The following is a 23,147-nucleotide window of genomic DNA, read 5'->3' on the forward strand; positions in this document are numbered from 1 at the left end:
TGCCCTAATTGTGATGCAGATTTTTATTATTCAGGAGAAAAGAAAGTAGAAGAAGGTTCGTATTTAGTTGATGAGAACGAACCTTTTCCATTCTAAAACTCATAGTCCCCGGTAGGGGATTTTTTTATTATATGGCCTTAAGTCTCCAGGTTATGCTGGTGAAATCACCTTTAAGTTCTGTAGTATCAAGACCTATATACATAAGCTCATCTCCGCCGAATGTCATATCGCTACCTATAACTTCATAAGTATAATCGGGATTCAATCCTTCTAAAACGAGTCTTGACGGAAGCGTAAAAGGTTTAGCTAAAACCTTAAAATATGAAGCAAAAGCTTCCTTCTTATCCTTAGAAACAAATATCCAGGCAGCTTCATTCGATTCAAAAGGATTCCTAAGTCTGTAAAAATCACCAAACTGAGTTATATGTCTAATTTCTTTATATTTTTCTACCTGCTGCTTAACTATGGATTTTTCTTCGTCTGTAAATTTAGTAAGATCGAGTTCATAGCCAAAGTTTCCAGCCATAGCTGCATCTGCTCTTGTAGATAGTTTTGTCTCTCTTCCAAGCTGATGATTAGGTGAAGCTGATACATGAGCTCCCATTGTTATGGCAGGATAAACAATACTTGTACCATATTGTATTTTAAGCCTTTCTACAGCATCAGTGTCATCACTTGTCCAAGTTTGAGGCATATAGTATAATATTCCTCCGTCAAATCTTCCGCCTCCAGACGCACAGCTTTCAAATAGAACATTTGGAAAAGCCGAAGTAATTTTGTCCATTACTTTGTAAAGACCGAGTACATATCTATGAGAAGTTTCTCTTTGTCTTTCAGCAGGTAAGCTTTCAGATCCGACATCTGAAATAGCTCTATTCATATCCCATTTAACGTAAGAAATCGGAGCACTTTTTAAAATATTGGAAACAGCATCTATAATGTAATTACATACTTCTTCACGTGTTAAATCTAAAACTAATTGATTCCTTTGAAATTTTCCTTGCGCAGGTTTTCTATTTGGAACATGAATGCACCAATCAGGATGTGCTCTATATAAATCACTGTCTGGTGATACCATTTCTGGTTCAAACCATAATCCGAACTTTGTACCATTATCATTAATTGATTTAACTAGACTTTCAAGTCCGTCAGGAAGTTTATTTTTGTCAACTATCCAGTCGCCTAAGGAGCAATTGTCAGAATTTCTTTTACCAAACCAGCCATCGTCTAATACAAAAAGTTCTATACCAAGTTCCTTTGCAGTATTTGCTATGCTTTTTATCTTATCAGCATTAAAATTAAAATAGGTTGCCTCCCAGTTATTTACTAGAATAGGTCTCAATTTATCTCTATAATTGCCTCTGCATAATCTTTTCCTATATAGATTATGGTAAGTTCTTGACATATTTCCAAGTCCGCAATCTGAATATACCATTACAACTTCAGGAGTTTGGAAACTTTCATTAACATCTAATAACCATGAGAAATCAAATGGATTTATTCCCATTAGTATTCTTGTTAAGTAATTAGGATCTACTTCAACCTGAGCTAAGAAATTACCGCTGTATATTAGATTAAAACCATATACGGTACCGTGAGTTTCAGTTACATCTTTGTCTAATAGTGCTATAAATGGGTTTTGGGTATGACTGCTCATGCCTCGTTTACTTTCGATAGACTGTACACCGGGAACTAGAGCCCTTTTGAATATATGTCTTTCTCTACACCAACAGCCAGACAATTGCAAAAGATCATAGTTATAGTCATTAAAATCTACACTCATGCTAAGAGCACTGAGAAGCTTTAATTTTTCTTTTCCCAAATTGATAAGTTTAGCTGCTCTTGTTATAACATTTAGCTCTCTGTAGGCTGTATACAATAAAATTACATTTAGTCCTGTTAATTTGTCTTCCAATGTTATTTCTAGTGTATCTGCTTCATCATCGTTTTCCACATATGTGGATGGTAGATTATCAAGTGAAGGTTTTCCTTTGTATATTTTGTGTGATACATACAAGAGATCTGTTACTGTAGATCCATTTTCAAGTTGAACCTGATAAGCAGGCGTTCTGAAATCACCTGCACCGAAACTCGGAAATTCTTGAGGGACAACATCTATGGGCAAAATTGGATCAGTTGATTTAAAATTTGTTACTGCAGTTATAGGAAAATTATTAAAACTTAATTTGTTGATTCTTTTTCCCCAATAAAGATGGGCAAGATGTCCGGTTTCAAATATTTGGATAATATAGCTTGTATCAGCTGCCTGTAAATGAAATAATTTATGTTCTTTGTCATATAAAATAGGCATAGTAGAACGAATCCTCCTTAAAATAAAAATTTATATTTCTAAATAAACCTGAGAAATGGTTTATTTGAAGCTTGGCAAATCTTTTAATTTAATAGTGTATGGATGATTATATACTTTCTTTAGGTGCTCTTTACTGTTGTGAATTCCATCTAGAGCATGCATTCCCCACCAAGGCATGTACCAAAGCCAAGGAGTTTCAGTTTGGATTAAAAGATCAGGATCTGGTATTGAACCGTTTTCTGCTAAAGCTACAGGCTTTTCACCATCAGTAAGGTCGAGAACATAGTCTGCTGATATTTTAACCGGTCCATAATTTCCAGCAGGTGCATATACATCTATACTTGCTATGTCAACGAAATCATTTCCGGGGTACCATCCTTCCTTTGGAGCATTCCATACCCAAATCAAATTGTTTAGATCAAATACTTTTGTGTATCGATCAAAAATCAGATAATATAGTTTCTTATAAGCTTCAGGTCCCTTTGCACCCCACCAAAACCATCCTCCCTCAGCTTCATGAAGCGGTCTCCAAAGTACAGGTATATTTGCTTTCTTTAGTATGGAGAGCTGTCTTGCAATTTCATCTATATCTGCAAGAAGTGCTTTGTTTTCTTCAGTACCATCAGTTAAGGCTAAATTTAGGTTGAAATCAGTTAAATCTGTATAAAAACTTCTATCCTTACCGACTATAGGAGAAAACCAATGCCAACAAATTATTGGAATACCGCCTTTAGAATACCAGTTAATTATTTCTTCTATAGTACCTTTATTATTTGCTATTTCAGACACAATACTTTCTGAGGCATCCATAGTTTCTGTACAATGTGAATAGCTTAATAAATCAAAACCTCTTATTGCAGGAAGGCTTCCTGTAACTTCATATATATAGTCGATCTCGGGTCCTGAAGCAGCGCTAGTATGTTGAGCAGTAAGTATTTTTTTACCATAGATGCTTTTTAGATAATTCATTACAGCTCGTGCTTCTTTTGAAGCTTTTTCATTGCATAGTGAAAAATTTGATTTTAATGGAGCTGGAGCTCCAGCTTTAGCTATTTTTATATAATCAATTGCTATATCACCGTGGAATTTTTGTATTTTTACATTGTGTTTTCCAGCTTTAAAGAAACAGTTACAGATAACGGTTTCTGAGAAATTATCACATTGAGATGTTAGAAATTCACCATAAAAATAATCATCAACCATTAAAAAATTCTTTCTTGGACCATCGGGACTAATGTATGAAATGGATATATCATAGTATCCATCAGTATTAAACTCTGCAATAACTGATATATTGGCTTCTTCTTTTGTTAATTTATCAGCATAACCTGAACCTGAATAACCTTGAATAGATGATACAATTTCAGTACCGGTAAGAATTGCGTCTTCAGCTTTGTAGATAAAATAACTACCATAATTAGAATATTTCGTAATCAAACTAATTACCTCCATTTGTGTATTTGTATTTTTCATAAGATACCTAATATATATTATATGATTATAGTACATTAAAATATTATGGAATGCAACATAAAATGCACAAAAATGAAATATCAATAAGTGCAATATTGACTCAAAGTATATTATTAAGTTGATTGTAAACGTTAGTTTATGGTAATATTTATTGTATTGCAAAAAATAATTGTGCAAATTGTGCAAATTGTTTAAGCGAAGGTAGCATCTGCAATAAATAGGTGTATAACATTGAATGCGTATTAGTACAAATGTTATAATGTACTGTAAAAGAGCAGAATTTGTGGGAAATAGTAAAATATTTTTATATATTACAAGGAGAAAATTATGAAAAAAGTTTCTATTCAGGACATTGCTAATGATTTAGGACTATCTAGAAATACTGTTTCAAAAGCTCTTAGCGATAGTGAAACTGTTGCATATGAAACTCGATTAAAAGTTCAGAAAAGAGCATTACAAGTAGGATATAGCAAAATTGATCCTGAAATAAAGAAAAAATTCAGTAATTTAATAAAATCGCCTACAAAGAGTATATTAGTCATAATTGATAAGCAGATAGTTGATTTTTGGAATAGAATAATAATAGGTATTTCAGATGAATTGCGTAAGAATAATTACAACTTAATGCTTACTTGTGTAAATGATGAGGATGAGGAGGAACTGCGGCTTCCTTCTAATATTGAAAAGACTGTTGTAGACGGAATCATAGTAGTTTGTTTACTTAAAAAGAAATATATTGAAAGATTAGTACAGTATAATATTCCAATGGTGTTTTTAGATAATTTGCTGGAAAATTCGGACAATGAGCTGCTAGGTGATAATGTAGTTGTAGAGGGAAAAAACAGTGTGTATGAAATTACAACTAGATTAATTAAAAACGGATGCCGGAACATTGGATTTATTGGCTATACTGAATATTGTGAGTCTATGCGTATAAGATGGGACGGCTTTCATAAGGCTATGGTTAAAGCTGGGATTCCAATAGATAAAAGGCTATGTCTCAATAAATTAGTTCAATATAACTTATATATTGAAGAAGAAGTAAAGAGGTGTCTTGACGAAATTCAGAAACCAGATGCATTTGTATGCGTGAATGACAGCATTGCAATAAATGTAATCAAATATTATAAAGCTAAAGGATATAAAATTCCTGACGACATATCTGTTGCTGGTTTTGATGATACTAGAAATGCAACTGTAGTAGAACCTGCACTTACAACTGTGCATGTATGTAATGAACAAATAGGTGCAAGACTTGTTCAACAGCTTGTTTGGCGAATAAACAACAAAGATATGCCTTTTGAAAAAATATATGTAAGTACAAAACCAGTCTATAGGAAATCAACTAGATAAGTTGTGAAAGTTCTAATACATTCTGACTTCTAAAAGATCCTAGGGTGGAACCGATTCAGCAGTAATATTTTAGAAGCCATAATGTAAGAACTTTATTGCAACTTATATAGATAATTTTGTTGGGAGGATGAAAAAATGGAAAAGAAATTAAAGGACTTATTTAGTGAATATGCATCGGGTACGATTTTATCTACTGCGAACAATTGTATCATGGATTTTAAAGAAGTGCAGACCTTTACTTATAGAACTTATATTAAGCCAAGAGAGTATGGGGATTTTGTTTGGAAAACTTGGTGTAGTAATACTGTGGATTCCACTTGGGATGATGGAGCGGTATCTCGGGCTAATTTGCCAGGAGGAAAGTGGAAAATACTAAATGCTTATTTGGCTGATGGAGGTAGTTCTGCCGATGGAACCATTGTGGCAGACAGTAGTGTTCCGATAACTTATAATAATAGTAGGTCTAAGGATGTTGAACAAGCTGAAACATTTGAGAGTGATGATGTAAGGATTAATATTCCTGAGGGACACTATTTAGCATTTACATGGACAATAACAAACAAAACTATAGGGCAAGTATTACCATATAATTGTGAAGGAAATCTTGCCAGTGCATACATAGCTAAAGGAAATCTTGCTGATCAGGATAGTAACGATTTATTTGAGGCATGCGAAAATATGTTGGTATTGCCGTCATTAATATTATATAAGAAAGCAGTTACTAAAAATATTGTTTTCTTTGGGGACTCAATCACTCAAGGCGTCAGAACTCAAAAAGATAAATATGAGTATTGGGTAAGTAAGATAGCGGATGGACTTGGTGTTGAGTATGGTATATGGAATCTTGGCTGTGGATGGTCAAGAGCAAAAGATGCCGCGCAGGATGGTAAGTGGTTATACAAAGCTAAGCATTGTGACGAAATAGTTATATGTTTAGGTGTCAATGATATAGGCACGTTGAATAGAAATGCAGATCAAATAATTAATGATTTAACCATCATAATTAATAGGGTAAAAGAAAATAATTCCTTGTGTAAAGTCATTTTATTTACAGTTCCAACGTTTGATTTTAAGGGACAACAGGAGATAGCGTGGAGAAGAGTTAATGAATATATTTTGAAGGGTAAATTTAAAAATGTAGATAGAATTTTCGATATAACGGAGATTTTATCACAGGACAAGCCTAATGATAACCTAGAAAAGGTGGAATATCATAGTAATGTTGATGATCCTCATCCTAATGGACTAGCTGGAACGAGAATTTCTGAGAAATTTTTAAAATGGTATTAGATAATATTTTGTATATATAAAAATTAACGTAAATATGCATAATAATTAATGTACATATTTGTCAAAAAAATTGTTACACTATGGTTTGTAGACTTATAATCATTATTGTTATTACCTACCCCTGGTGAAATAACAATCAAAAAACTTATGCGCTTTTAGAGGCGCATAAGTTTTTTTGTATTTAAAGTTGTTTATATTTTTTCTATCAATGAAAGTTAAAAATTTTAATGTAAATACCCCAAATTTTTCTCGTGTACGTTTTCATTGAAAGCTGTTAAGATTTATTCATGAGTTATTTGTATATAGGAAAATTGATATGACTATTACTGCAGCATAATATGATCAAGAAAAGAGGGGGTAACATAAATGCAAAATAATATTCAAGTAAAACGTTCTACTCATAAAAAAAAGCCAACTAAAAGCCTTATTTCGAGAGTATACGATCAAAAATCACTATTTTTAATGTCAATACCATTTGTAATTTGGCTTGTTATATTTAGATACTTACCGCTTTGGGGTTGGACAATGGCGTTCCAAAATTATAAGCCCAACCTAACTTTCGGACAACAGGAATGGGTTGGACTAGAGCAATTTACAAAGCTATTTAACGATCCAACTTTCTATCAGGCATTAAGAAACACATTGGCGATGAGCTTTCTTTCGATAACATTTGGATTTATTACGCCTATAATATTTGCGATACTTCTCAATGAGATAAGACACAGCTTATTTAAAAGATTTATACAGACGGTGTCTTACCTTCCTCACTTTGTATCCTGGGTTATAGCAGCAACTTTAATAACTACGATGCTTTCAGTAGATTCAAGCGGCATTGTAAATCAGTTCCTTTTAAAAGTACATATTATAGCAAATCCGATTAACTTTATGGCTATTCCTAAGGCCTTTTGGTGGATAGTAACAGGTGCGGATCTTTGGAAGGAAGTTGGATGGAATTCAATAATTTATCTAGCAGCAATAACTGGAATAGATATGGAATTATACGATGCTGCAAAAGTGGACGGGGCAGGAAGGTTCAGACAGATCTGGAATGTAACGCTGCCAGGAATAAGGTCAACAATAATTGTTATTTTAATTATGAACATAGGATGGCTTATAAATATAGGATTCGAGAAACAATATTTATTAGGAAATGCAATAGTAATGGATTATGCAAATGTTCTTGATTATTATGCTTTACAGTATGGTATAAATTTAGGAAGGTATTCCTATGGAACAGCTATAGGTATTTTTAAATCGGTAATAAGTGTCATACTTGTAGTAGCAGCAAATAAGTTTGCAAAGAGAATTGGTGAAGGGGAAATAATGTAAAGGAAAGGAGAAATAAGAATGTTTAAAACATTTAGAAGAGAAAATGCAGTCGAGAAAATATTTGATATATTCATATATCTTACAGCTATATTTGTACTTATAATTACGTTATATCCTTTCCTTAATATACTGGCGGTTTCACTTAATGATTCAGTGGATGCTGCTAGAGGAGGAATAGGTATATTGCCAAGAAAGTTTTCATTGGCTAATTATCAAGAGATATTTAAATATAAAAGTATACCTCATGCATTTATTATATCGATACTTAGAACAATTATCGGTACAGTTACAGGAATTGTTGCTTCATGTATGGTAGCTTATACATTAAGTAGAAAAGATTTTATGGCAAGAAAAATTTTCGGAGTACTTTTTGTATTAACGATGTATATATCAGGAGGATTGATACCTGATTATATGCTAGTCAGAAAATTACACATGGTGAATAATTTTGCCGTATATATACTTCCGGGACTTATAAACACTTGGAATGTAATAGTAATAAGGTCATTTATGGACAACCTACCGTACAGTTTACAGGAGTCAGCTAAAATAGACGGAGCATCAGATTTCGTTGTATTTATGAAGATAGTAATGCCGCTATGTTTACCAGTTATTGCAACTATATCACTTTTCATAGCAGTGGGACAATGGAATTCATGGATGGACACATTCTTATATGCAAGCAGCAAGGATAGCTTAAGTACATTACAATATGAATTGGTAAAAGTAATGTCTAATACAACGGCCAGTGCTGGCCAAGCAGAAGCACTAAAAAATCAAACATCAGCTTCTGCCAATACAGTATCACCTGAGTCTATAAGAATGGCAATAACTATAGTTGCTACTGTACCAATTTTAGTTGTGTATCCGTTTTTACAGAAGTACTTTGTTTCTGGTATGACACTAGGTGCAGTAAAGCAGTAATGGTATAAATGATTATTGATTCACATGCTACTAGCAGCTAAATATTGTTAGCTGTTTAGATAAATATAATTATTAGGGGGAACATGTTATGAAGAGAAACAAAATTTTTAGCTTAATATTAGTGACTTTTGTTACAGCATCTCTTATGGCAGGCTGTAAAAAGAGTACTGCTAATAATGAAAAAAGTAAGAATGATAAATCACCAATTACTCTTACTGTTTTCAGCAAGGATGTTAATAACAATTATGAGGATTTTAAAAGTCCAGTGGCCAAGGAAATTACTAAAGCAACAGGAGTTAAATTAAAAATGGAATATCCTGTAGGCGGTAATTTGGATCAAAAGATAGGACTTATGATTGCAGGAAATGATTATCCTGATATGATTTATGGAGGCCAAGAAAAACTAATACCTGCTGGTGCATTTATTAAGCTGGATAACTATATAAATAAATATGGTAAAAATGTAAAAGCACTATATGGCAAATATTTAAGCAGACTGAAATACAGTAAAAAAGACCCTTCAATTTATATGCTGGGGGCTTTCGGTGTAGATGCACAGGCATTTGAACCTACCGGAGGTGTTGAATTACAGGTACGTGCAGTAAAGGAAGCTGGATATCCTGAGATAAAAACATTAGCTGATGCTGAAAAAATAATAAAATCTTATGTTGCAAAGCATCCTAAAACTAATGGACAGCCAACTATAGGACTTTCAATTATAGCAGACGATTGGAGATGGCAGAGTGCCGTTGGTAATATGTCCGCATTTACTACTGGAAAACCGGATGATGGTCAATGGTATGTTAATCCTGATACTAAGGAAGCAGAATATAGATTTTTAAATCCAGATCAAAAAGGTTATTTTAAATGGCTTAATCATATGAATAGTATTGGCCTATTAGATAAAGACAGCTTTGTTCAAAAATATGATCAATATACTGCCAAGATTTCTAGCGGAAGAGTTGTAGCGCTTAATGATCAGCTATGGCAGTATAGAGATGCACAATTGGCGCTTACTTCTAATAAGAAATATGATGAAACTTATGGAATGTTCCCTGCTCAAGTTAATGATTCTACAAAATGTGCAGATTTCGCTGATGCAGGCTACAATCCTAGCTATGGAATAGGAATTACTACAAGCTGTAAGAATCCAGAGAGAGCATTTAAATTTCTTGATTGGATGTGCAGCGATAAAGCTCAGATATTAAATCACTGGGGAATTGAAGGTAAGAACTATAAGGTTGTAAATGGAAAGCGAGTAATTCCAAAGGATGAAATGGAAAAAAGGGTAAATGATAAAAATTATGCAAAGGAAACAGGCGTAGGAGTATATGCTTATCCATTCCCTGAAAGAGGAGATGGAGTCAAAGATTCTTCAGGTCAATTCTATACACCGAATACAGAAGCACAAATAGCTAAGAATTACAATGTTGCCCAGAAGGAACTTTTAAAGAAATACAATGCTAATACATTTAAGGACCTTTACCCAAAAGCTAATGAGGTTGTTCAGCAATCCTGGGGTAAAGCATGGGGTGTAACAGTTCCATCAGACTCAGATATATCAGTAATTCTTAATAAATGTAATGATATAACAAAAGCTGGTATATCAAAAGCTGTATTAGCTAGTCCTTCAAACTTTGATAAGCAGTGGAATGCAATGCAGTCTCAGCTTAAAGCAGCAGGCGCAGAAAAAATAGGTAAAGAATTCACAAAACTTCTTCAAGATAGATTGAGTTTGTGGAATAGTAAGTAATGACAAACAACTATCTCAATTAAATGATTAATTGAGATAGTTGTTTTATACAAAAATAAATACTTTATATAGTATAGCCTATTTAACATCTAAGTACTTTATAGAATTTATTTATTAGTTATTGTATTATATACTTCGAAGCATTTATTGTACATTATGAAATCGTATAAATACTATAAAAAGGTAGGCTGGTCTATGAATTTTTTTTATAAAATTAAGGGATACGTTATAAATATGAAAATGAGAAAAAAACTTATATTAATTTATACTATATCTGCTGTGATACCTATAATAACATTGGGAATAGTGATGACATCCAGCATGAAAAATATGGTTATAAATAGAGCTGTTACAGAAGCCAATACTAATAATGATAGAATAAAGTATAGATTTGGGGAATTATTTAAGCTTATGTCAGAGGTGTCTGATAGGTTGTACACTGATGAAAAACTACAAAAAGTAGCAACAACGCGATATACTATTCCATGGCAAGTAGTAGAGGCTTATGAAAATTATAAAGAGTTTGATAGCCTGCTGCGCTCTTACAAAGAAATAAAAAGTATAAGATTCTATGCGGATAATGATACGCTATTGGATAATTCCCAAATTATAGGAACTACTAGTGAGATAAAATCTAAGAAATGGTATCAAGTGGCTATAGCAAAACGTGGAAGATCCTACTGGCAATATGTATACGATGAATTAAATGGAGGAAAGAATCTTTGCCTTACGAAATATATAAAGGATTTAAGAGGCAATCCCGTTGGAGTTCTGGTTATTTATGTAGACAATCAATATTTACAATCTATAATTAAAGAGGAGCCTTTTGAAACTATAATAACTTTAGATAAAGACAAAATATTAATCTCCAATAATAAAAACAAAAACAAGAAGATAAATATTCGTTACCTTGAAAACAGTGCGGCTGAAAATTCTCAAACAATATATAATGGAAGAAGATATAGATTGATCAGTGAAAACTTTGCTGATTCTCAAGCCGACAACGCTTTTCAAGTTATGACTATGCTGAGAGTTGATGTTATTACAGCCAGCGTAAACCAGGTAGGGCTGCTAGGGGTTTGTATAATCATATTTAGTATAATACTTGCTGCAGTGCTCATTGTGATATTTTCTTCTGCATTTACTAGAAGAATACTTTTGTTAAGAGGTGAAATGGACAGAGTTGTCAGTGGAGATCTAGAAGTAAAAGATAGGGGTATAAAACGTGATGATGAAATAGGAATACTTTTTCAAGATCTGGATTATATGATCATTAGCATAAAACAACTTATTCATGAGGTATATGAGGAAAAAATTTACAAGGAACAGATAAAAAATAAGCAGAAAGAAATAGAGTTTAAGATGCTGGCTAGCCAAATAAATCCGCATTTTCTATATAATACATTAGAAACTATTAGGATGGAAGCCCATTATAATGGTCAGTATAAAATAGCAGAAGTGGTAAAATCCCTTGGGAAAATGCTGAGAAGAAACCTGGAAGTATCTTACAAGCTGGTGACGCTAAAATCTGAGATAGAACTTTTAAATAACTATCTTTACATACAGAAATTTAGAATGGAAGATAGAGTAAGTTATGATATTCAGATAGATTTTGATATAGATAAATATTATGTGCTGCCACTGCTGCTTCAGCCTATTGTTGAAAATGCAGTCGTTCATGGACTGGAAAATAAAAGCCATGGTGGAAAGATAGTATTGAAAATAGAACGGAAGGACAAATTCCTTAGAATACTTATACGGGATAACGGTGCAGGAATGACTAAGATGAAATTGTACGAGCTAAGAGAAAAACTGTATTCTGCTGAACATTCTGTAGAAGGAAAAAGTATAGGACTAATTAATGTTCACAATAGGATAAAACTATACTATGGAGAGCGATATGGTTTGAAAATTTTAAGCAAATATATGGAAGGCACCCAAGTATATATATATTTGCCAGTAAAGGGGGATGAAGGTGTTAAATATATTGGTAGTTGATGATGAACCTGTCGTAAGAAGAGGATTAAAAACCATAATAAGATGGCAAGATTATAACTGCAGTATATGTGGAGAAGCATCAAATGGAATGGAAGGATTGCAGAAAATAGAAGAATACCCCCCAGACATAGTTATGGTGGATATAAAGATGCCAGAAATGGACGGACTGACTTTTATTGAAAAGGCAAAGCAAAAAGGTTACGAGTGTAAGTTTATGATACTGAGCGGGTATGATGATTTTAATTTCGCTCAGAAAGCGATAAAATTAGGTGTAAATGCATATCTGCTTAAACCTATAGAGGAAAACGAATTAATAGAATTATTGTTAAGGTTTCAAAAAGAGATAGATGAAGATAAAAAGAGAAAAAATGTTATAAGTGATGGTGTTAAGTATGTTGTTAATGAGACTATAAAAACACTTATGAATAGTAAAGACTTCGACGAAATTTTAAACGATAATTATAGAAATTGTATTTCTGGGTATGAAATTTTCACTGAATTTAATGTGGCTATAGTTAAGATATTAAATGCTACTAATAAAAGTGGTATTGATATGTTGAATAATTTTTTGAAGCATGAAAAAAATGTTGAGATCTATGATGTTAATGGAGATATTATCATATTATTTTGTGATAGCTCAAAAAAAACTATAGACAGAATACTATATACGGTTAATAGAGGCTTAGAAAACCAGTTTTCTAAAAAAGTATTTATAGTTTTAGGCGAAAAGGTAGAAACTATTAAGAAAATATCATTTTCTTATGAAGCAGCAAAACGTATAATAGATAAGCAGTTTTTTTATGAACATTTAGGTATAGTCTACTCGGAGAAATTGTCAGAAGAGCAGAGAGATGATGAGGTTTCCGTAGGATCAATAGAATATGGTGATGCAATAGAAAAAATATATATATCCATAGAAATGAATGATGTTGATGGAGTGAAAAAAATTATACAGGATATTGCACTAATATTTAAAAGAAGCAGCTCTTCTTCAGAAAGAGTTAAGGGCATATATGCTAATATAGTTCTGGAAGTTCTTAAAAGAATTGAAAGCGTGTATAGCGAGATAAAAGGTGCATATAGCCATAATACAATAATGCATGCAATATATGAAATGCATAATATGATGGAGGTCATGAATTATATTGTCATGTTTGCGGATGAATTATCTCAAAAAATAAGCAGTATAAGTTCAGATACGGTAATTAGAAGAATAATAGATTATGTAAATAGAAATTATGACAAGGATTTAAAAGTAGAAACCTTAGCATATAGATTTAACTATAGCAATGCTTATCTAGGTCAGATGTTTAAAAATTATACCGGAGAATATTTCAATAGCTATGTAGACAGGCTAAGGATAGAAAATGCTAAGAATCTTTTGCTAAAGGGATATAAGGCTTCAGAGGTAGCTCAAAAAGTAGGGTTTAAAAATAAAGATTATTTTTATAACAAATTTAAAAAATATGTGGGAATAGGACCCTCTGAATATAAAAAAACATATACAGGCAATTAGGCCGATATATAGTGGCAGAAGGATGTATTTATATATTAAATAACATCTTTCTGCATATTTTTTACTCTAAAAGTTTAGTCTGAATTTACCCTGTGATGTTAAAAAGTATCTGCTATGCTTCTTACTTTGATCCTTTTTTCTATGTCAGCTGCATCTACAGATGAATCAGATAAATCATTTTTCATCAAGTAAACAGTTTTTCCTTCAGCATCAGTTATATCAAAATAGTTATCACTGAATATAGCATCCATGTTATCAAAGTCTAATTCAACAAAAGCAGCATAGATATCAGCTTTTACTTTTATTTCAAACTTATCGCCTAAATCTTTTACTAAAACCATATAAGTAGTACCAGCAAAATCAAAATGTTTTGCTTTCAGGAAGAGATGGCTTCCTGAACTTACTATATTTCCATCTACTGAAAGAGCGTATTCAAGGAATAACTCTGATTTTAAGTCTTCATTAATAAAGAATTCAGCAAAATCTTTTTCAAAAGCCTTAGCAGCACTTAGGTTAGGAAGTTTAACATCTAGTGTCTTCTCGAAACTAACATTATAATTTTTGTCCTTTAGTTTGATAACCAATTTTCCTTTTTTGTCTTCTAAAGTTTCATTATGAACAAAGATTTTTATTAGGGTGTCATCGTCTTCTACGGATGCTAGAAGAGGAGAAAAGAAGCGCTTTGCCCCATAATGGAGTGCTTTCCAGCGTCCAAGACTATCTATGCTTGCCCAGGATGCTACAGGCCAGCAGTCATTAAGCTGCCAATAGGTAGCACCCATGCATCTGCCTCTATATCTTCTCCAATGTTCAACACCATATCGAACTGCCTCCATCTGAAGCAGCTGTGATACATAGAGCATGCTTTCAAAATCTTTAGGATATTTATAGTTCTCAGAAAGGTAATAAAGTATTTTACCATTACCAGAATCACATCTCTGATGCCACTCCATAATTTTTGAGAAAATATTTCTGTCGCTTTCATTAGTATAGGTTTTTACAGTCTTAATGCTAGGAAAAGACTCAAATCCAAATTCAGAACAGAATCTGCAGAATCTATTCCTATAAGCAGTAAAAGGCTTCAAACCGTGCCATACTTCCCAATTATGAACATCTCCACGGTTTTCGCTATTTGGATCGTCGAAACATCCACCTGAAGAAGGAGAAGAAGCCCAATAAAATGTATTAGGATCATTCTTTTTTACTACTTTTGGAAGCAGAGTTTCAAATTGTTTGATATAGTCAGCTTTTAATTTTAAACTATGTTCTTTTACACCACCCCAGTCTACCCAAGCTGTTTCCATTTCATTATTACCACACCATAGTCCAAGACTTGCATGGTGACGTAATCTCTTTACATTATCTTCAACCTCTGCTGCTATGTTTTCTTCGAACTCTTCGGTCATTTCATAGATATTGCAGGCGAACATGAGATCCTCCCAGATTATGATTCCAAGTTCATCACAGATATCAAAGAAGAAATCTGAAGGATAGAATCCTCCTCCCCATACTCTTAAGCAGTTGAAGTTTGCTCTTGCGCAGTCAGTAATAAGTTTATTTGTTCTTTCAGGAGTAATTCTACTATATATGTTGTCTTCAGGTATATAGTCGGCACCCATAGCAAATATTTTTTTGCCATTTACAGTAAAAGCAAATTCTTTTCCCCATTCGTCAGCTTCTTGACTTACGGTTAATGTACGAAGACCGATTCTTATAGAGTAAGCATCTAAAAGATTTTCAGCCTTTACAAGCTCTACTTTTACATTGTAAAGGGACTGATTACCATAGCCATTAGGCCACCACAATTCGGGATTATTAACGGATAAATTTATTTCTGATTCACAGTCTATAATGTGACAACTTTCTTTCGTTTCAGAGCCATCAGGAGCAGTTATAGTACATATAGCTTTTAAATCAGATACGTTAGAGAAATTCTTAACTTTTATTTTCACATTTAAGTCCACTCTATTTTCTCTATGGAATTGAGTTACGTAGACATCTTCAAGTTTTGAAGTGTTGTATCCTTCAATCTGAATATTTCTCCAGATACCAGCGTCCGGCAGTTGAGGACCCCAATCCCATCCGAACATACAGTGGGCCTTTCTTAGATAATTATTTCCAGGTATACATCCTGTAGGTGCAAAAGTAATATCGGAATTTTTAGTTTTTTCTTCAATAAATAACAAAGGAGACCTGAATACTATTTTTATCGTATTTTTACCTTCGTTAAGTCTATTAAGCACATTAAATTTCCAAGTTCTGTGCATGTTATTAGTTTCAGAAAGTAATGTTCCATTTAAGTAGATTTCAGCAAGAGTATCAAGCCCATAGCATACTAGCTCTAAATTATCATAAGCTAAATTTGCTTTAGATATTTCAAATTCTTTAGTATATGAGTAATCATTATAAAAGAGTTTTTTCACATCTTTTTCATTATCTCTCCAGAATGGATCTTCGATTTTCTTATTTGTAAGTAAATCGTTTAACACAGAGCCAGGTACTTTACCATTGAGTACTTCGCCTTCAGGAAGAGTTTGCATGGACCAAATACCATTAAGGTTGATTACTAGTCTTTTATCTATCATATTGCCACCTCATTAAATTAGTTTAAGCATCATACTTACTATAAATCTAAAATATCATTTTATATGATATAATAATATAACTATAATATAAAAAAATATAACAAATTTGTCATGAACAATTTCGAGACTATAAAGAGACGAGAGGATACTGTCATGGAACCATATTATGAAGAAGAAATGCCAATAATAAATGGGGTTAGATACCCATTTCATACATTTATATCAGATAACAAAGCCAGAAAAGTGAATGTAGACTATCATTGGCATTACTATATAGAACTTTTATTTTTTATTAAGGGCAAGGCTAGTGTGAGTGTAGCAGGCACATGTTATGAAGTAACTGAAGGAGATTTTGTCATTATTAATTCCAGAGAGATACATTCAGTGAGGACCTATGAAGGTATAGAAACTAGACATATAGTTATAAAATTTGATGTGGATGTGCTCTATACAAATATGAATGCTGTTTTCGAAGCAAAATATATAATGCCGTTTACAATGTCTCAATATAAAGTTCAGAATGTTTTTAGAAAAAGCGAATTAGCAAATACTGAACTAAACAATATAATCCTAGATATTAACCGTGAATACTTAGAAAAAAGATATGGTTTTGAGTTAGCTGTAAGAGCTAAAATAGTGACTCTTTTCCTTTGGATAATCAGAAATTGGGAAAACAAAGGCATAAAATTTGAAGTGGGAGATATTTCAAAGGAGATTGGCATAGAGAAACTTCAGGTACTGCTGGACTATTTAGATAGCCATTATGCAGAAAATATTTCTGTAAAAAAAATGGCTCAAATGTGTAGTGTAAGCTATTGTTATTTTTCGAGATTCTTTAAGAAAGTTATGAAGAAAACTTTTACTGAATACCTTAATTACATACGAATTATTGAAGCAGAAAAATTACTGCTTACTACTGAACAAAATATAACAGAGATAGCATTGAACACTGGTTTTACAAATTCAAGTTACTTTATTGAACAATTCAGAAGGTATAAAGGCGAGACTCCTAAACAGTTTAAAATCAGGGCTTTAAACAGAGCATAACAGTTTATAAGATTATGCTTATAGTACTATTTTTATATTTGCTTGTTCAGATAAATTGGAATAGTATTTTTACTGATATCTATATAAAAAAAGTGTATAATGATATTGAAATTTAATTGATATGAGATATCGCTAAATGTTAATAACGGAGATGATAGAATATGAGTGAATTAGCACGAAGACTTAATCAGTGCAGAAAACCAACAGGACATTCAGGAAAAACTGTGGTAGAAGATATGAATAAAAGTCACTATGAACTGACTAGCTGGGGCATAAAGGGTTTAAATATAGAAAAAGAATATACTATTCTTGATGCTGGCTGCGGCGGAGGAGTAACAGTAGGTAGATTAGCTCAATTAGCTTCGCAGGGAGAGGTTTTTGGTATTGATTATTCTGAAGACTGTGTAAAATGGGCTTCTCAACATAATGAAACACTGATTCAATTTGGAAGAGTCCATATATTGAGAGGAAGTGTAGATAAACTACCATTTAATGATAATAAATTTAATATTGTTACTGCTGTAGAAACGATATATTTCTGGCCTGATTTAGTTTCATGTTTTTGTGAAATAGGACGTGTGTTAAAAAGCAATGGTAAATTCGTGGTAATAAATGAGATATATAAAAGCGAAAAATTCAAAGAGAGAAATGAGAAGTTAATCAGCTCCAGTAATATGGCTATACATTCTCCACAAGAATTGAAAGAATTATTACAGCAGGCAGGATTTAAAAATATTAGCATTGAGACTGTAGAAGATAAAAATTGGCTTAAGGCTGTAGCAGAAAAGTAGAAAATATGAGGAGAAAAGAGTAAAGAGAAAAGTGAAGGCGGGAATTAAATAAAAAAAACGGTACAGCGTGTTTACGAAGAAGTTAAAAAGAAACAGTAATATATTTTGAGGTTAGTGAATTAAGATAGAAAGGTAATAGAATTAATAAATAAAAGTATTATGTTAATATTAAGAGTTAGGGCGTTAAAAATGGTCTTCCGGGGCTATTTATGCATACTCATTATCATTCGTAAATAGCCCGTGAAAGGTCGTTTAGACCTTTCACCCCGACGTCGGCATTTGGAGCGAGTTTAGCAATTATCCGTGTCTTTTAGGCAAATTTCCGTTAAGATGGCGAATTGTTTGAGGCACAGCCGAGTTATGAGTCATTAGGAAATTTGACTAAAAGATGCGGTGTAATTGCTTAATGAGCGGAACTAGCCGACATAGGGTGTAACCATTTTTTATAAAGCACTGCGTACATATAGAATATATTTTGCTCTATCTAGAGGATTTACTCCTATACGCTCTCTATCTTTGCCTAATTCTGGAACGCATGGAGCGTAGCCTGACAGTTTTGTACTCATTAATGCTTTTCCTGATGAGATAATTCCGAGTTGTTTACTGTACTCTAGAGAGGTTGCTACAGGCATTTTGCCAATCACTGTGAAGGTCTCATCATTTAGAAATGTATTTTCGAAATTTCCTCTCATTTCAGTAATATCATGTAATATCTTACTGCTTGTCACTTCAGGAGCTGTGATCCTAAAGCTGATAATCGGCTCTAAGAAAGTTGTGCCTACGGTATCTAATCCTTTCATAATAGCCATTGCAGAAGCTGCTGCAAAATCACCAGGACGTGAATGCATTACATGTTCTTCACCATCGATCAGTGTGATTTTTAAATCTGTAACTTGCCAGCCATGGATACCCTGTTTCAATATTTGTGGAATGCTATTTTCTATTTCTCGTTGATACTTTAATTGAATTTTTTCAGTTCTTACTTTGGATTCATAGACTACTCCACTACCGCAGGGCAGGGGTTCTATATGAAATTTAACTATAGCCCAGCAAGGTTTAGGCATAGTGTAATGTTCTTCACAGTAAGTACTTGAAGCCGGAGTCTCCTTATATATTATTGAAGGTTTATCAAAACGTACTTTGATCCTAAACCTTTCTAGTATTAGTGTCTCTAATATTTCTAATTGTATTTTTCCCATTACTTGTATATGTATCTCATTTTTATCCTTTAACCATTGAACATTCAAAAGAGGATCTTCTTCTTCAATTATTCTAAGCGCGTTTAATAATGGTATGTATTGTTCCTTATCTTCAGCATAAATTCTAAGCGTAAGAAGCGGCTCAAATATATTTGGAAAATTAGGTACGAATTTGTCACTGCCTAATATATCATAAATTTTACAATCAATTCCGCTTAATGCTGCAATTTCACCACTGCGAATTTCCTTTACATCTGTTTCCTTTTGATTTACTACTTTTTTTATTATTGTCACCTTACTTCTTTTATTTGTAGATAAGTTCAATACTTCATCTCTGCTCTTTAAATAACCGTTAAACATTCTAATGTGAGCGAGTTTACCAATATTTTTGTCATGAGAAATTTTATATACAAGAGCAGAAAAAGTATCAGATTCATATGATTTTGCGGATGGAAGAAAATCGATTATTCCATCTAAAATTTGAGTAATTCCTATTCCTTTCAGAGCCGAGCCGAAGAACACAGGATATATTTTACTTTTTTTAGCTTGAACCTTAATCTCACTTCGTATATCAGCTAAAGTTAGTTCTTGGGAAAAGTATTTTTCAGCTATGGATTCATTATTATTACTTAATGTAACAATGATATCTTCAAATATACTCCCTGAAATATCACTACGAATATCCAATATTGATTTTACTTCTATGTTATGATCTTTTATAGCTACAACTTCCATAGGTATTATGTTTTCAGTTAACATTTTTTTTATTTGAGTAATCACATTAATAGGATTTGCTCCAATTCTATCTAGTTTGTTTATAAAAAACATCACAGGAACATTTCGTTCTCTTAGAATATCAAAATATACTTCCGTTTGAGGCTGTACGCCTTCAACAGCAGAGCAGAGGACTATTGCTCCATCAAGTACACTTATACTTCTCTCAACTTCTGCAGCAAAATCTATATGACCAGGAGTATCAATTAAATTTATCCATGAATCTTTCCAATGTATATCAATCGCTGAAGACTTAACAGATATACCTCTTTCTTTTTCAACTTGCAATGAGTCGGTATGACTAGTTCCTTTATCAACGCTTCCAACGATTTTTGTTGCACCGCTTTTATAAAGTAACTGTTCAGTTAGTGTAGTTTTACCACTATCAACATGAGCAATTATTCCAATATTTGTAATAGAATCTGATGAAATCATAGTATATTACCTCTGTAATTAATAAAAAATAAAATACAATTACATTTTATTTTAGAATAACTTCTGTGTCCATGTATTTTTTGAGGGTATATTTGTACATAATGTAAATTAATAAAACTTAATAGTATTTGAAAAATATTGTATTTAATCCTTTCAGATGGTATGATAAAAGTAGAAAATTGTTGAATAGAGGTTAGAACTCATGTACACTATATTTGATTTACTAGAAAAGTTTGTAAAAATACAAGAGTTTGGTTATGAATTTTACATTAAACTATCCGACAATGAGGATATGGATAATAGACTTAGAATATTAGCAAAAGCGTTTTCTAAGCAAGAAAAAAGGTATATTCTTATTTATAATCAAATAAAAGAGGAGAGTAAAAAATATAATGATGTATCTGTAGATTTTTTTGTATATGACAAGTCATCTCAATTGATATATCAATTTTTTAAAATGCATGGAAATCAAATTCCTGCTTCATTAAATGAAATGATGAAGATAGCATTGAATTTTGAGAAGGACAATTTGGCCTTGATATTAAGAGTAAAAGGTTTTTTTGTGCAAAAAGAACAAGATGTTAATACAGACAATTATAAAATACTTAATAATGTAATAGAAGAAGAGAAGAAACACATTAAAGATTTAGAATCGTACTGTAAGAAATATAAACTTTAGATATGATTAAGGCAATTAGGTATCTACTACTTTGCAATGAATGTATAGAGGCATGGCAGATGTTTATCGTATCAGTCAGTTTATATTTTTATTAACAAATAATACTTCAAATTGTCACAGAACTGCCATAAAAGTGATATAACATATTAATCATAGTAGTAATTAAATTTTTCATAGGACTCCTTTACTGAAAGCAGTTGGTAATCCCCTTTACCAACTGCTTTTACTTTTGCAATTCACGTAACCATAAAATACTTAAAATGGATATTAAAATATATTGACACAACCTATAAAAATGATATAATAATAAAAAAATATTATTCCTATATTAATAATGGGAAATACAAGTGAATATTAAGATGCATCTTATCAAGAGAGGCGGAGGGACTGGCCCTATGAAACCCAACAACCAGCATTTTTCATTTGAATGTATGGTGTTAATTCCTGCAAACTAAGTTTTGAGAGATAAGAGGACGTGATGCTTATGAAAGCAATTGAATCCTCTTTATCGTAAAGAGGATTTTTTATCGTCTAGTAATAATTTGGGGGGGTAAAATTTTGAATGATAAAGGGGCTGTTAAACTAACTAAAAATAATAATCTAGAGAACTACACGAGTAAAATTTTTGAATTACTGGAACATATAAGATACGGTTCAATAACTTTGGTTGTTGAAGATGGAATCATAATACAGATAGAAACAAGCGAAAAAATAAGACTTAATTAGTTAAATAAATATTTATCTAAATAGAAATGTAAGAGTGTTTATTGAATTTATATTCTGCGTTTATCAGAAAGATAAAAAAACATAGAAATCATAACTGAATGATTATGTTATTAATTTGAATGGGGGAAATTAGAATGAAAAAGAATATTATAAGAACTGTAACAACTATCATATTAGCAACACTTGCATTTACTGGGTGTGCAAAAGGAAATGCTCAGAAGACTAAGAACGGACTTAAAGTTTTAACTGTAGGGGCTGTGGCGACACCGCATGCAGAGATATTAAACTTCGTAAAGCCTGAATTGAAAAAAGAAGGTATAGAATTAGAAGTTAAAGTTTTTGATGACTCAAGCCAGCTCAATCCTGCGCTTAATGATAAACAGATAGATGCTAATTATTTTCAGCATAAGCCATATCTTGATTCTGTAGCTAGTGAAAAAGGATATAAATTTGCTGTTGCTGGAAACATTCATGTAGAGCCGATTGGTTTTTATTCAAAGAAGATTAAGAAAATTAGTGAACTTAAGGATGGAGCAACTATAGCAATTCCAAATGATGCTTCAAATGAATATAGGGTATTACTGCTTTTTCAAAAACAGGGACTTATAAAAGTAAAAAAAGGAGCTTCTAGTAAGAATGCCACAATAAATGATATAGCTGAAAACCCTAAACATTTAAAGATAAAGGAAATAGATGCTTATCAGATACCAAGAGCGTTAAATGATATAGATGGTGGAGTAATAAACACCAACATAGTTTTACAATCAAAGTTAGATCCCAATAGTGCACTGTTCAGAGAAGATAAAGATTCGCCTTATGCTAACATAATAGCAGTTAGAAAAGGGGATGAAAACAGATCAGATATTAAAAAATTAATAAAAGCACTGCAGTCCGAGAAGGTTAGAAATTTTATAGAAAAGAAATATAAAGGTTCTGTAGTTCCAGCATTTTAATCAATTTATTG

The 23,147-nt window shown here is 32.3% G+C and carries 16 protein-coding genes and 1 riboswitch; of the genes, 12 read left to right on the top strand and 4 right to left on the bottom strand.

Annotated features, from left to right (window positions below; all coding sequences use genetic code 11):
- Positions 1-127 precede the first annotated feature (127 nt).
- On the bottom strand, positions 128-2,311 hold the full coding sequence (locus CLORY_RS05270; RefSeq protein WP_079422466.1) for an alpha-galactosidase: 2,184 nt from the start codon (positions 2,309-2,311) through the stop codon (positions 128-130).
- A 60-nt stretch (positions 2,312-2,371) separates the two neighbouring features.
- Positions 2,372-3,748, bottom strand: coding sequence for a glycosyl hydrolase (locus CLORY_RS05275; RefSeq protein WP_169911538.1), 1,377 nt, complete (start codon positions 3,746-3,748; stop codon positions 2,372-2,374).
- A 363-nt stretch (positions 3,749-4,111) separates the two neighbouring features.
- On the opposite strand from CLORY_RS05275, the gene CLORY_RS05280 reads away from it, so the two are divergent.
- The 7 genes from CLORY_RS05280 to CLORY_RS05310 all read left to right on the top strand — a co-directional run bounded on the left by CLORY_RS05280 (position 4,112) and on the right by CLORY_RS05310 (position 13,947).
- Positions 4,112-5,137 carry a LacI family DNA-binding transcriptional regulator gene (locus tag CLORY_RS05280; RefSeq protein ID WP_079422468.1) on the top strand — a complete coding sequence of 342 codons (1,026 nt, stop codon included), beginning with the start codon at positions 4,112-4,114 and terminating at the stop codon, positions 5,135-5,137.
- A 135-nt stretch (positions 5,138-5,272) separates the two neighbouring features.
- Positions 5,273-6,427 carry an SGNH/GDSL hydrolase family protein gene (locus CLORY_RS05285; protein ID WP_079422469.1) on the top strand — a complete coding sequence of 385 codons (1,155 nt, stop codon included), beginning with the start codon at positions 5,273-5,275 and terminating at the stop codon, positions 6,425-6,427.
- Between the two features lie 366 nt (positions 6,428-6,793).
- Entirely contained in the window at positions 6,794-7,756 is a 963-nt protein-coding gene (locus CLORY_RS05290; protein ID WP_079422470.1) for an ABC transporter permease, read from the top strand.
- A gap of 18 nt (positions 7,757-7,774) precedes the next feature.
- A complete protein-coding gene (locus CLORY_RS05295; RefSeq protein ID WP_079422471.1) occupies positions 7,775-8,680 on the top strand; it encodes a carbohydrate ABC transporter permease in 906 nt (301 codons plus the stop codon).
- Between the two features lie 88 nt (positions 8,681-8,768).
- Positions 8,769-10,433: an ABC transporter substrate-binding protein gene (locus tag CLORY_RS05300; protein ID WP_079422472.1), complete on the top strand. Its 1,665-nt coding sequence runs from the start codon at positions 8,769-8,771 to the stop codon at positions 10,431-10,433.
- Between the two features lie 195 nt (positions 10,434-10,628).
- A complete protein-coding gene (locus tag CLORY_RS05305; RefSeq protein WP_169911539.1) occupies positions 10,629-12,431 on the top strand; it encodes a cache domain-containing sensor histidine kinase in 1,803 nt (600 codons plus the stop codon).
- Complete coding sequence (locus tag CLORY_RS05310; protein WP_169911540.1) at positions 12,409-13,947, top strand: response regulator transcription factor; 1,539 nt, start codon at positions 12,409-12,411, stop codon at positions 13,945-13,947. Before CLORY_RS05305 ends, CLORY_RS05310 begins: the two co-directional genes overlap by 23 nt.
- A 98-nt stretch (positions 13,948-14,045) precedes the next feature.
- Here CLORY_RS05310 and CLORY_RS05315 read toward each other — a convergent pair whose 3' ends face one another.
- Positions 14,046-16,532 (bottom strand): beta-mannosidase, encoded by a 2,487-nt coding sequence (locus CLORY_RS05315; protein ID WP_079422475.1) that lies wholly within the window; start codon positions 16,530-16,532, stop codon positions 14,046-14,048.
- Positions 16,533-16,685: 153 nt separating this feature from the next.
- Here CLORY_RS05315 and CLORY_RS05320 point away from each other — a divergent pair, with 153 nt between their 5' ends.
- Both CLORY_RS05320 and CLORY_RS05325 read left to right on the top strand, forming a co-directional pair.
- On the top strand, positions 16,686-17,579 hold the full coding sequence (locus CLORY_RS05320; RefSeq protein WP_169911541.1) for an AraC family transcriptional regulator: 894 nt from the start codon (positions 16,686-16,688) through the stop codon (positions 17,577-17,579).
- A 161-nt stretch (positions 17,580-17,740) separates the two neighbouring features.
- Positions 17,741-18,370 (top strand): class I SAM-dependent methyltransferase, encoded by a 630-nt coding sequence (locus CLORY_RS05325; RefSeq protein ID WP_079422477.1) that lies wholly within the window; start codon positions 17,741-17,743, stop codon positions 18,368-18,370.
- Between the two features lie 443 nt (positions 18,371-18,813).
- Here CLORY_RS05325 and CLORY_RS05330 read toward each other — a convergent pair whose 3' ends face one another.
- A complete protein-coding gene (locus tag CLORY_RS05330; RefSeq protein ID WP_079422478.1) occupies positions 18,814-20,778 on the bottom strand; it encodes a GTP-binding protein in 1,965 nt (654 codons plus the stop codon).
- Positions 20,779-20,980: 202 nt separating this feature from the next.
- On the opposite strand from CLORY_RS05330, the gene CLORY_RS05335 reads away from it, so the two are divergent.
- The 3 genes from CLORY_RS05335 to CLORY_RS05345 all read left to right on the top strand — a co-directional run bounded on the left by CLORY_RS05335 (position 20,981) and on the right by CLORY_RS05345 (position 23,136).
- A complete protein-coding gene (locus CLORY_RS05335; protein WP_079422479.1) occupies positions 20,981-21,457 on the top strand; it encodes a hypothetical protein in 477 nt (158 codons plus the stop codon).
- 363 nt (positions 21,458-21,820) lie between these two features.
- Positions 21,821-21,929, top strand: a riboswitch (SAM riboswitch).
- 86 nt (positions 21,930-22,015) lie between these two features.
- A complete protein-coding gene (locus CLORY_RS05340) occupies positions 22,016-22,183 on the top strand; it encodes a YezD family protein (protein WP_079422480.1) in 168 nt (55 codons plus the stop codon).
- 134 nt (positions 22,184-22,317) lie between these two features.
- The gene (locus CLORY_RS05345; protein ID WP_079422481.1) at positions 22,318-23,136 is read left to right on the top strand and encodes a MetQ/NlpA family ABC transporter substrate-binding protein; all 819 of its coding nucleotides are present in this window, start codon (positions 22,318-22,320) and stop codon (positions 23,134-23,136) included.
- Positions 23,137-23,147: the final 11 nt, after the last annotated feature.

The organism is Clostridium oryzae (assembly GCF_002029235.1).
GTDB lineage: Bacteria > Bacillota > Clostridia > Clostridiales > Clostridiaceae > Clostridium_AE > Clostridium_AE oryzae.